Source organism: Escherichia sp. WS1450, from assembly GCF_046487395.1.
GTDB lineage: Bacteria > Pseudomonadota > Gammaproteobacteria > Enterobacterales > Enterobacteriaceae > Escherichia > Escherichia coli.
The window spans coordinates 64,029-75,000 of sequence record NZ_JBJQJO010000026.1 but is presented as its reverse complement, the minus strand read 5'-3'; the positions used below and the strand labels follow the sequence as shown (position 1 = coordinate 75,000).

Sequence of the window (10,972 nt, the reverse complement as noted above, 5' to 3'; positions counted from 1 at the left end):
ATTCATCGACCCGCGCCCAGGCATACAGCCCCAATGCCGAAAGCCAGTTTGATGGCAGATAAGAGTTCGCTACGACGCCGCCATAGCTGGGCAAATCAACACCGGTCGCCCTCTCCACTTTCTTCTGCTGGATATCCAGCAAACGAATCGGTGCCCAAACCATAATACCCGCCAGTACGACGACCGCCAGGCTGCGAATACGCTGCCCTGGGGTTCGCAGTTGTCGGAGCAAGGAGTAGCGACAGCGGTTATTCCAGATAAGGATAAGAGGCAATGCGCTAACGGCGATTAACCAGAGAATAAAGTTCAGACCAACAACTTCTTTTGACAGGTCGATATCGGTGGTCATGACGGAAGCGATGATGCCATAACCAATGACCACATTAAGGAAGGTCATGTAATAGCTGGCACCTGCGGAAAAGAGCACCACCAGCGACGCCAGAATACGCCAGCTACGGCGGCCAAACAGCGAAAGAAGACGCAGTAAAAAGAAGGTTACCAGTACGGTGGCAGCCAGTTCAACAACAGCAGAAATGCCTTTCCAGACGGTAAAATCGTGCGCATAGCTGCCGAAGCGGCGGTAAAAAACCGCGCCATTCATAAAAAGGCCAATATAGATTGCAAGCAAAAAGCTCAGCTTCTGCTGTGTAATCGATTTGATGTATCTCATGCAAACAAACCCTGGACAAACAGGTGATAACACCCTGCTTAACGGCTTTTCAGGCCCGGCAGGGGAAAAGTGCGGAGGTAGTCAGATAAGTAAAATCTACACGCGCGAATAAGTAGACCACAGCAAAGGGAAAAAGTGTGGGGAAAGAGTGTGCACGAAGCACAAATTTACAAAAATGCAAGTTTGAAAAGAGACTTTAGCGTTACAAAAAGCAGTAAAAAGGGCCAGTTAACTGGCCCAAATTTTACGCGTCATTGTTTATACATTGCGTTGAAGCGTTTGATTCACACTAAGGCTAAAGCCCAGTAGCTCGCGGCAGATGATTAAAGGGAGCCATGCGCCTCACGCAACATTTTCTGCTCTGGCTGACGAATCGTCGTAGAGAGCGCCAGTGACAGAAGCAGCAGGGCGAAAATCACGTAGAAGGTCACATAGAAGCCGCCAAACAGTGAGGCGATAATCGACCCACAAATGCTGCCGATACCGAAACCGAGATAAATCACACCGTAGTTTTTCGCCAGGTTATTGAGGCCGAAGAACTCACTGACCAGTGACGGGAACACCGTGATAGTGCCGCCAAAGTTAAACGCCACGCAGGCAATCGCTGCAAAGAACGTCACTGCATTCAATGGTGCAAACAGCAGGGCCGCCATACCCACCAGCGAAATCACCTGACCAATGATGATAACACGGATTCGGGCGATTTTGTCAGACAGTATCCCCAGAACCAGACGACCTGAAAGGTTGGCGATGGAAATAACAGTGACTGCATTGGCTGCGGAAACCACATCAAGGTGTGCCAGACTTTGGGCGATATCTTTCGCTACCCCAATCACGTACAGGCCGCTCATGCAGGCAGTCAGGAACATTACCGCTAACATCCAGTACTGCGGTTTACGCATCGACTCTGCCAGCGTGTAATCTTTCTCCATGACACCATTGCTGGTTTTCACTTCCTGTTTTGGTGCGTCTTTCATTAACGTTGCGCCGAAAACAATCATCACCAGCACAATCGCTCCCCAAATCACAAATGTTTTTTCCAGACCCACCGTTTCCAGCAGCTGCGTGTCGATAAATTTGAACCCCAGGCTACCCAGACCATAAGAACCGATAGCGAACGCGGAGATCAGACCTTTACGCTCCGGGAACCACTTCACGCAGTTAGAGAGCGTCAGCAGGTAACCCGCGCCATCCGCCAGACCGACCAGCACACCGGCGCTTAACCACAGCATCATCAGGTTGTCAGAATGCGCTGTCAGGAAGAAGCCTAATCCCAGCAAAATGCCGGAAGCCATAGTGACGCGTTTAACGCCAAAACGTTCCTGTAATTTCCCCGCAACAGAAGATGAAATTGCCAGCCCCAGACTTAACAAGCCGAAAGAGAAAGCGACCTGGCTTACCGGCGCATCCAGCTTGGCAGAAAGCGCGCCGTTAAACAGGCTCCAGGTATAAACCGACCCAAGGGCAAACTGGGTAATGATAGTACCGATGAGTGTCAACCAGCGGGTACGCTGATAATTTGAAGGTGTCATGGCAGTATTCCTGCAGTAATAAAAAGGAAAAATCTCTGCTGACAACCATAACGAAGTGCACTTTATGCCTGGGGAAAAACGGCATGAAATGCCATCAGAACGGAATGAAATGCATTAGTTCAGGAATGAATGACTCGACAATTATTCACCAAATTTATTATTTAGTAAGTTAGCACCCACTATCGCCACAACTTTTGTTATCCAATGGTTTCAATTGTATCTATAACGTTAAAATCTGGCACTAACCCCCATCGTATACAGATAGTCGCTATTGTTAGTGGTATTTTCTGCCTGAGATAGCGCCGCATAGGCAGCAATATTTTGATTGAGCAACATATCAGCGCCTACGGTGACATCCAGCCAGTTGCCGTTCTGGTTTGTCGCCGTCATCCGGCTCAGGCCTGATTGCGCCTTCCAGATATTCTCGCCAAATTGCTGGTTATAGCTGATTTGCGCCCAGGGTCGGAGATCGCCAAGCCGGGAGTCAACACGCCAGCCTAAGGTACTCACGCTGGCATGCCATAACGGATCGGCCAGCGTGGTAGTACTGTCGCCAAACTCGTTATACATCGAGGTGGTTGTGCCATCGTAATGTAATGCCGCGACCGGGCCGGTTGTAACCTGCTCATATAAAGGAAAATTCCAGCCCATACTCATACTGCTGGTCACATCCACAGGAGTTTCTTCCGCCAGATTGACTTCCAGTCCCAGCGCCCTTTGGCTACTTTGAATACGTTGCGACAAAATATCGTTGTAATCAGGTTGATGATCACTATCCCAGGTGTAACGCTCTGTGGAATGTCCGGGTTGCGTATCAACGATATATTCTTGTTGCCAGGCGTAAGCTGTGTTGAGAAAAAAGGCACTGATTACCACACTCGCCAGCAGGCTTAGCTGCCAGCGACCACCGCTTTTTTTTATGATCATTAACACGACTCCAGGGAAGAGCCGAATTCGGCAATATTATTGTCATTGTATGAAGGATATCGGGCATAGTAGCCCTGTATTAAATATTGACTTTTTCACCGATGCGTCAAGAAAAGCGGCTGAAATTTTTACGATCGGGTACATAGCGAGGGAAAGTATGGAACGTTGCGGCTGGGTGAGTCAGGACCCGCTTTATATTGCCTACCATGATAATGAGTGGGGCGTGCCTGAAACTGACAGTAAAAAACTGTTCGAAATGATCTGCCTTGAAGGGCAGCAGGCTGGATTATCGTGGATCACCGTCCTCAAAAAACGCGAAAACTATCGCGCCAGCTTTCATCAGTTCGATCCGGTGAAGGTGGCTGCAATGCAGGAAGAGGATGTCGAAAGACTGGTACAGGACGCCGGGATTATCCGCCATCGCGGGAAAATTCAGGCAATTATTGGTAATGCGCGGGCGTACCTGCAAATGGAACAGAACGGCGAACCGTTTGCCGACTTTGTCTGGTCGTTTGTCAATCATCAACCACAGGTGACACAAGCCACAACGTTGAGCGAAATCCCTACATCTACGCCCGCCTCCGACGCTCTATCTAAAGCCCTGAAAAAGCGTGGTTTTAAGTTTGTTGGTACCACAATCTGTTACTCCTTTATGCAGGCATGTGGGCTGGTGAATGATCATGTGGTTGGCTGCTGTTGCTATCCGGGAAATAAACCATGATTCGGGAAGCGCAACGTTCAGAACTCCCCGCGATCCTCGAACTGTGGCTGGAAAGTACAACCTGGGGGCATCCCTTTATAAAAGCGAATTACTGGCGTGATTGCATTCCGCTGGTGCGGGATGCCTATCTTGCCAACGCGCAAAACTGGGTCTGGGAAGAAGACGGTAAGCTTCTCGGTTTTGTCAGCATTATGGAAGGCCGATTTCTGGCAGCAATATTTGTCGCACCGAAGGCCGTCAGACGCGGTATTGGTAAGGCGCTGATGCAGTATGTGCAGCAGCGCCATCCCCATCTGATGCTGGAGGTTTATCAAAAAAATCAACCGGCGATAGATTTTTACCAGGCGCAGGGTTTTCACATTGTCGATTGCGCATGGCAGGATGAAACCCAACTACCCACCTGGATTATGAGCTGGCCGGTGGTTCAAACGCTGTAAGTGTCAGTTCCGGACCGTTGTATTTTTCCAGCCATGCCAGCGCCGTATTACCCGCACAGCCATTCCCCAGCCGCGAGCTGGGGAGATCTTTGGTCAGAACGTTCACCGCGCCGTTTTTACAAATACCGTCAGCGGTTAAATCCAGATCCGGCCAAGCCCCTTCATGAATACAAATCACGCCAGGTTTAATTCCCTCGCTAATGACCGCTCCGGCAAGAATTTGCCCGCGTGCGTTCCACAACCGAACAATATCGCCATCTTGTATGCCGCGCGCCTGAGCATCGTCAGGATGAATGGTGACAGGCTCACGGTTTGCCACCGCGTACAATTCGCGCAGAGAACTGTAATTCAGCTGGCTGTGCAGACGATGTGCCGGATGAGCAGAAAGTACCTGCAACTGTTCCGGTTCGGCATTGCCCTGCCATTCGTCCGGCTCCAGCCACATTGGATGCCCCGGGCAATCCGGATAAGCGTAATCAGCAATACGCTGCGAGAAGATTTCAATCTTACCACTGGCAGTTTTTAATGGATGCGCCTGCGGATCGCGGCGAAAATCGGCGAAGCGAATAAACCGCTCGCTGTCCGGGTTTTCCGGCATCTCAATTAACTGGTTGGCTTCCCAGAACTCAGCAAATGGCGGCAATTCAACCTGCTGGCTTGCCCCGCGCTGCCGGGCAACGTTATAAAACGTTTCCAGCCATTGCAGCTCACTTTTTCCTTCCGTAAACCGCGCATAGCCGCCCTTCTCCCAACGTTCACTCAACTCGGCAAAGACATCAAAATCATTACGCGCTTCATAACGTGGCGGCACCACTTGTTTCATCGGCACCAGATGCTGATTGCTGTAATCGCCGGTCATGGTGAGATCATTACGCTCAAACGAAGTGGTCGCAGGCAGAACGATATCCGCGTGTTTCGCCGCAGCCGTCCAGAAGCATTCAGAGATCACCACCAGCTCCGGTTTTTGCCAGGCACGGATCAGGCGATTGGTATCCTGATGATGAGTAAAGTTGGCACCGCCCGCCCACCAGATAAAACGAATATCCGGGAAATGTCGGTCCATACCGTTATGTTGATATGCGCCACCCGGGTTTTCCAGTGCTTCAACAATGCGGGCAACAGGGATTTTATCCACCGCATCGGTGCCGCCAGGCAAGCTGCCCTGCATGGAAGAGAGCACCGCAGCGCGGCGCGTGGGGTTACCACCATTGGCAAAATGGTAAGAAAGACCAAAACCGCCGCCGGGTGTGCCTATTTGACCTAACATTGCCGCCAGCGTGACGATCATCCAGTGCTTTTGCTCGCCAAACTGTTGACGTTGCATTCCCCAGCCAGCCATCAGCATGGTGGTATTTTGGTGGAAAAGAGCCGCCAGCTCGCGGATTTTCGCTGCGCCAACACCACAAATCCCTGCCGCCCATTCGGCGGTTTTCGCTATTCCGTCGCTCTCGCCCAGCAAATAAGAGGCGAAGACGTCATAACCTGTGGTGCAACGCGTCAGAAACGCTTCGTCGTGCCAGCCATTTTCCACCAGCGTATGGGCGATCCCTAGCATCAGCGCAACATCGGTGCCCATGTGCGGTGCCACCCACTCCATTTTATCGCCAAAGAAATCGACGGTTTCCGATCGCATTGGATCAATGCAGATCAGCTTTTTCCCGCTGTCACGCAGTGCGGAAAAGTAAGAAAGCCCCTGCTCATCGGATGCATTCCACGCAATTTTCAGCGTATTGAGTGAGTTAGCACTCCATAGCACCACGACATCGCTATGTTCCAATACCAACGGCCAACTGGTTTGCTGTTGATAAACTTCGCTGCCCCCCACGACATACGGCATGATCGCCTGTGCCGCGCCGGTCGAATAATCCCCCAGATGCCCGGTATAACCGCCTGCCAGCGCCATATAGCGTTGTAATAATGTCGAGGCCTTATGCAGCACGCCGTTTGAACGCCAGCCGTAGGAACCAGCAAAAATCGATGCCGGCCCATAAGCCTCACGAATGCGTTTATGTTGTTGGTGAATAAGATCCAGCGCCTCATCCCAACTCACGCGAACAAATTCATCCTGCCCACGAATGCCTTGCGGGTTTTCCGGTGACGCGAGAAAGCCTTTGCGCACCATTGGAAATCGTACCCGCGTATTGCTGTGAACCTGGTCGCGAACCGCGCTCTGCAAGGAGTTTTCCATTCCTGTGACTAACGCGCCACGCGAGCTAAACACGGTTTCGCCGTCGGTTTCAACCAGCATCGGCCCCCAGTGGGCGGCAGTCAGAACGGAATATCGTGAGGATGAGTTGGCCAAACCGAAGACTCCTGAAAGGTTAGATGTATTGAGCAGTTAAATATTACTTACAAATTTCCGAGTATTCCCAGGAATAATCTTCATGTTCACGCGGCATAATCTCCCGCCACGGAACCCGTGGCAAAGAATAAAAAGGTTATTAAGGATTAACAATGAAGAAACGTGTTTATCTTATTGCCGCCGTAGTGAGTGGCGCTCTGGCGGTATCTGGCTGCACAACTAACCCTTACACTGGCGAACGCGAAGCAGGTAAATCTGCTATCGGCGCAGGTCTGGGCTCACTCGTTGGCGCGGGTATTGGTGCGCTCTCTTCTTCGAAGAAAGATCGCGGTAAAGGCGCGCTCATTGGCGCAGCAGCGGGTGCAGCTCTGGGCGGCGGCGTGGGTTATTACATGGATGTGCAGGAAGCGAAGCTGCGTGACAAAATGCGTGGCACTGGTGTTAGCGTAACCCGCAGCGGGGATAACATTATCCTCAATATGCCGAACAATGTGACCTTCGACAGCAGCAGCGCGACCCTGAAACCGGCAGGCGCTAACACCCTAACCGGCGTGGCAATGGTGCTGAAAGAGTATCCGAAAACGGCGGTTAACGTGATTGGTTATACCGACAGCACGGGTGGTCACGACCTGAACATGCGTCTCTCCCAGCAGCGTGCGGATTCCGTTGCCAGCGCGTTGATCACCCAGGGCGTGGACGCCAGCCGCATCCGTACTCAGGGCCTTGGCCCGGCTAACCCAATCGCCAGCAACAGCACCGCAGAAGGTAAGGCGCAAAACCGCCGTGTAGAAATTACCTTAAGCCCGCTGTAATCCCTTTCATGCCAGGTGATGCAGAAATCACCTGGCATTCTTCAGTTTTCCTTCATCATATTTCAGGCTAAGGTGATCGCCTTATCAGTGAATGGAGAGAAGAATGAAGCCGTCCGTTATCCTCTACAAAGCCTTACCTGATGATTTACTGCAACGCCTGCAAGAGCATTTCACCGTTCACCAGGTGGCAAACCTCAGCCCACAAACCATCGAACAAAATGCAGCAATTTTTGCCGAAGCTGAAGGTTTACTGGGTTCAAACGAGAATGTTGATGCCGCATTGCTGGAAAAAATGCCGAAACTGCGTGCCACATCAACGATCTCCGTAGGCTATGACAATTTTGATGTCGATGCGCTTACCGCCCGAAAAATTCTGCTGATGCACACGCCAACCGTATTAACAGAAACCGTCGCCGATACGCTGATGGCGCTGGTGTTGTCTACCGCTCGTCGGGTTGTGGAGGTAGCAGAACGAGTAAAAGCAGGCGAATGGACCGCGAGCATAGGCCCGGACTGGTATGGCACTGACGTTCACCATAAAACACTGGGCATTGTCGGGATGGGACGGATCGGCATGGCGCTGGCACAACGTGCGCACTTTGGCTTCAACATGCCCATCCTCTATAACGCGCGCCGCCACCATAAAGAAGCAGAAGAACGCTTCAACGCCCGCTACTGCGATTTGGATACACTGTTACAAGAGTCAGATTTCGTTTGCCTGATCCTGCCGTTAACTGATGAAACGCATCATCTGTTTGGCGCAGAACAATTCGCCAAAATGAAATCCTCCGCCATTTTCATTAATGCCGGACGTGGCCCGGTGGTTGATGAAAATGCACTGATTGCTGCATTGCAGAAAGGGGAAATTCACGCCGCCGGGCTGGATGTCTTCGAACAAGAGCCACTTTCCGTAGATTCGCCGTTGCTCTCAATGGCCAACGTCGTCGCAGTACCGCATATTGGATCTGCCACCCATGAGACGCGTTATGGCATGGCCGCCTGTGCCGTGGATAATTTGATTGATGCGTTACAAGGAAAGGTTGAGAAGAACTGTGTGAATCCGCACGTCGCGGACTAAGCCGCGACTGCGTGGAGTAAAGCCCGATAATCGCCCGGGCTTTTACTCTTTATTGGGTTGCAGTAACTGCTGTAGTCCAGGCCTGATTAAACGCCTGATGTTGTGCCGGTAATGGCGCAATCAGTTTGTTATATTCACTTGCCTGCTGCGAAGTCGGGAACTGGATGCCATTTGCGACAAAACTCACCTGAGTACCTTGCTGAGCAATGTAGTCTCCAACCATCACCAGTTGTTGCGTGAAAGTTTGTGCCGCCGGAATCAACGGTTGCAATGCATCAGCTGGCGTCGTTACCACTTTGGTGAATGCCTGATCGAAAACCGGTTTCAGGTCATCGCTCTGTTTTAGCGCAGAGTGCGCAGCATCGGCCTGCAACTTCGCATTTTGCAGCTGTTGCGCCAGTACACCCAGAGAACCGTTCATTTCACGCAGTGGGCCGCTTTGCGTAACGTAATCCTGCGGTACGCGAATTGCGTTAACGCTGTCTACAACCGGGCGCAGACCGGAATCCATCGCCTGATTCACCTGCTGTGAATAACCATACAGAATCGCGTAATCAGAGACAAAAGGACCAAATTGTTTTTTCTGATCGGCAGTCAGGGTAGGTAGACGTTCACCGCTACGCATCACTGTATTCTGCAGGAAGTCGATAAACGCTTTACGCTGATCGCCTTCTTTATCAAAACACCCACTCAGGCTAACTACCATTAATAACGCCGCAAGAGGCGCAAACCAGCGAGAGCAGGACTTTCCTGTCGCCATTTTCTTACTCCTTTCACCCAAAAAAAGCGCACAACGACACACGCGTGTCTGACGTGACAAGGATAGTCCAGGACAAGCTTGCAGGATACCCTTTCTACGTAATCTTCCTGGTAAAATCATGGAGAAAATGAAACAAGGTTAATTTGTTGTTTCATTGTTAAAAAATGATAGTGCCGTTGCTTTTTTTGTTGCCAGAGATTAACGCCTTCTCAGAACGTTAGATTTTCGAAATCTTTACAAACCGGGAGTGGTAAGAGATATATCGGCATTTATCAGATCGTTAGGTGGCTATAAGTCACGCTAAATGACTGGCTGAATCGAATCATAGCCAGAGCATGCCCTGACTACACCCCGCTGTGTCTGTTTTTCCCGACTATTCTTAATGAGCTTCGATGCAATTCACGATCCCGCAGTGTGATTTGAGGAGTTTTCAATGGAATATAAAGATCCAATGCATGAGCTGTTGAGCAGCCTGGAACAGATTGTTTTTAAAGATGAAACGCAGAAAATTACCCTGACGCACAGAACAACGTCCTGTACCGAAATTGAGCAGTTACGAAAAGGGACAGGGTTAAAAATCGATGATTTCGCCCGGGTTTTGGGCGTATCAGTCGCCATGGTAAAGGAATGGGAATCCAGACGCGTGAAGCCTTCAAGTGCCGAACTAAAATTGATGCGTTTGATTCAAGCCAACCCGGCATTAAGTAAGCAGTTGATGGAATAGACTTTTATCCACTTTATTGCTGTTTACGGTCCTGATGACAGGACCGTTTTCCAACCGATTAATCATAAATATGAAAAATAATTGTTGCATCACCCGCCAATGCGTGGCTTAATGCACATCAACGGTTTGACGTACAGACCATTAAAGCAGTGTAGTAAGGCAAGTCCCTTCAAGAGTTATCGTTGATACCCCTCGTAGTGCACATTCCTTTAACGCTTCAAAATCTGTAAAGCACGCCATATCGCCGAAAGGCACACTTAATTATTAAAGGTAATACACTATGTCCGGTAAAATGACTGGTATCGTAAAATGGTTCAACGCTGACAAAGGCTTCGGCTTCATCACTCCTGACGATGGCTCTAAAGACGTGTTCGTACACTTCTCTGCTATCCAAAACGATGGTTACAAATCTCTGGACGAAGGTCAGAAAGTGTCCTTCACCATCGAAAGCGGCGCTAAAGGCCCGGCAGCTGGCAACGTAACCAGCCTGTAATCTCTGCTTAAAAGCACAGAATCTAAGATCCCTGCCATTTGGCGGGGATTTTTTTATTTGTTTTTCAGGAAATAAATAATCGATCGCGTAATAGAATCTAGTGTTATTTTTGTGAAGAATAAATTTGGGTGCAATGAGAATGCGCAACACCGTAAGAAAGGCGGGAATAATTTCCCGCCGAAGACGCTTACTCTTTCAATTTGCAGGCTAAAAACGCCGCCAGCTCATAACTCTCCTGTTTAATATGCAATTCACACAGTGAATCTCTTATCATCCAGGTGAAAAATAAAAGCGTGAAACAAATCACTATTAAAGAAAGTAATCTATATTTCTGCGGCATTCCCAGCCCCCTGTGTTGATTTCCAACGAGTAAGAGGCTAACCTTATGGTGTCTATGCATAGAGGGGCCTCACTTTGATTTATAGTCAGGTGGGGCTTTTCTCTGTCTGCCTTTCGGTGAATACCTGAGACAAACAGTCTCAAGCACCCGCAGCTATTCTAGCTTAATAAGTTCGT

General features: G+C 50.0%; 13 protein-coding genes (1 of these 13 running past the window's edge). 7 read left to right on the top strand and 6 right to left on the bottom strand.

The features are described from left to right. From eptB to ACJHYR_RS22870, 3 genes are all read right to left on the bottom strand, one after another. Positions 1-670, bottom strand: partial view of a kdo(2)-lipid A phosphoethanolamine 7''-transferase gene (gene eptB, locus ACJHYR_RS22880; RefSeq protein WP_001586406.1) — the 5' end (the start) only. 1,022 nt of this gene lie to the left of the window's left edge; 670 of the gene's 1,692 nt are visible here — the first part of the coding sequence; the start codon lies at positions 668-670; its stop codon lies off the left edge, out of view. Between the two features lie 323 nt (positions 671-993). Beyond that, positions 994-2,202, bottom strand: coding sequence for an MFS transporter (locus ACJHYR_RS22875; protein WP_410233153.1), 1,209 nt, complete (start codon positions 2,200-2,202; stop codon positions 994-996). Positions 2,203-2,430: 228 nt separating this feature from the next. Then, positions 2,431-3,129 (bottom strand): autotransporter outer membrane beta-barrel domain-containing protein, encoded by a 699-nt coding sequence (locus ACJHYR_RS22870; protein WP_000584467.1) that lies wholly within the window; start codon positions 3,127-3,129, stop codon positions 2,431-2,433. Positions 3,130-3,286: 157 nt separating this feature from the next. Between ACJHYR_RS22870 and tag the strand changes: the two genes are divergently transcribed. Next, positions 3,287-3,850, top strand: coding sequence for a DNA-3-methyladenine glycosylase I (gene tag / locus ACJHYR_RS22865; protein ID WP_000438962.1), 564 nt, complete (start codon positions 3,287-3,289; stop codon positions 3,848-3,850). Continuing rightward, positions 3,847-4,287, top strand: a complete 441-nt coding sequence (locus ACJHYR_RS22860) for an N-acetyltransferase (RefSeq protein WP_059327897.1) — start codon at positions 3,847-3,849, stop codon at positions 4,285-4,287. The genes tag and ACJHYR_RS22860 overlap by 4 nt, the downstream gene beginning before the upstream one ends. On the opposite strand, the gene bisC is transcribed toward ACJHYR_RS22860, so the two are convergent. Next, a complete protein-coding gene (bisC, locus tag ACJHYR_RS22855) occupies positions 4,256-6,589 on the bottom strand; it encodes a biotin sulfoxide reductase (protein ID WP_072262399.1) in 2,334 nt (777 codons plus the stop codon). The genes ACJHYR_RS22860 and bisC overlap by 32 nt on opposite strands. Positions 6,590-6,741: 152 nt before the next feature. On the opposite strand from bisC, the gene ACJHYR_RS22850 reads away from it, so the two are divergent. Together ACJHYR_RS22850 and ghrB are read left to right on the top strand one after the other, a co-directional pair. Then, positions 6,742-7,401 (top strand): OmpA family lipoprotein, encoded by a 660-nt coding sequence (locus ACJHYR_RS22850; protein ID WP_000747625.1) that lies wholly within the window; start codon positions 6,742-6,744, stop codon positions 7,399-7,401. Between the two features lie 103 nt (positions 7,402-7,504). After that, positions 7,505-8,479 carry a glyoxylate/hydroxypyruvate reductase GhrB gene (gene ghrB / locus ACJHYR_RS22845; protein WP_001521569.1) on the top strand — a complete coding sequence of 325 codons (975 nt, stop codon included), beginning with the start codon at positions 7,505-7,507 and terminating at the stop codon, positions 8,477-8,479. Positions 8,480-8,528: 49 nt separating this feature from the next. Here ghrB and ACJHYR_RS22840 read toward each other — a convergent pair whose 3' ends face one another. Then, positions 8,529-9,239, bottom strand: coding sequence for a DUF3053 domain-containing protein (locus ACJHYR_RS22840; RefSeq protein WP_000190516.1), 711 nt, complete (start codon positions 9,237-9,239; stop codon positions 8,529-8,531). Positions 9,240-9,672: 433 nt separating this feature from the next. Here ACJHYR_RS22840 and ACJHYR_RS22835 point away from each other — a divergent pair, with 433 nt between their 5' ends. The 3 genes from ACJHYR_RS22835 to ACJHYR_RS22825 all read left to right on the top strand — a co-directional run bounded on the left by ACJHYR_RS22835 (position 9,673) and on the right by ACJHYR_RS22825 (position 10,667). Then, positions 9,673-9,963: an HTH-type transcriptional regulator gene (locus ACJHYR_RS22835; RefSeq protein ID WP_000455798.1), complete on the top strand. Its 291-nt coding sequence runs from the start codon at positions 9,673-9,675 to the stop codon at positions 9,961-9,963. 280 nt (positions 9,964-10,243) lie between these two features. Continuing rightward, positions 10,244-10,456, top strand: coding sequence for an RNA chaperone/antiterminator CspA (gene cspA / locus ACJHYR_RS22830; protein WP_000014594.1), 213 nt, complete (start codon positions 10,244-10,246; stop codon positions 10,454-10,456). A gap of 139 nt (positions 10,457-10,595) precedes the next feature. After that, entirely contained in the window at positions 10,596-10,667 is a 72-nt protein-coding gene (locus tag ACJHYR_RS22825) for a hypothetical protein (RefSeq protein ID WP_212734239.1), read from the top strand. Here ACJHYR_RS22825 and hokA read toward each other — a convergent pair. Continuing rightward, positions 10,644-10,796, bottom strand: coding sequence for a type I toxin-antitoxin system toxin HokA (hokA, locus tag ACJHYR_RS22820; protein ID WP_001135732.1), 153 nt, complete (start codon positions 10,794-10,796; stop codon positions 10,644-10,646). The two genes, ACJHYR_RS22825 and hokA, sit on opposite strands and share 24 nt — an antisense overlap. Between the last annotated feature and the right edge of the window lie 176 nt (positions 10,797-10,972).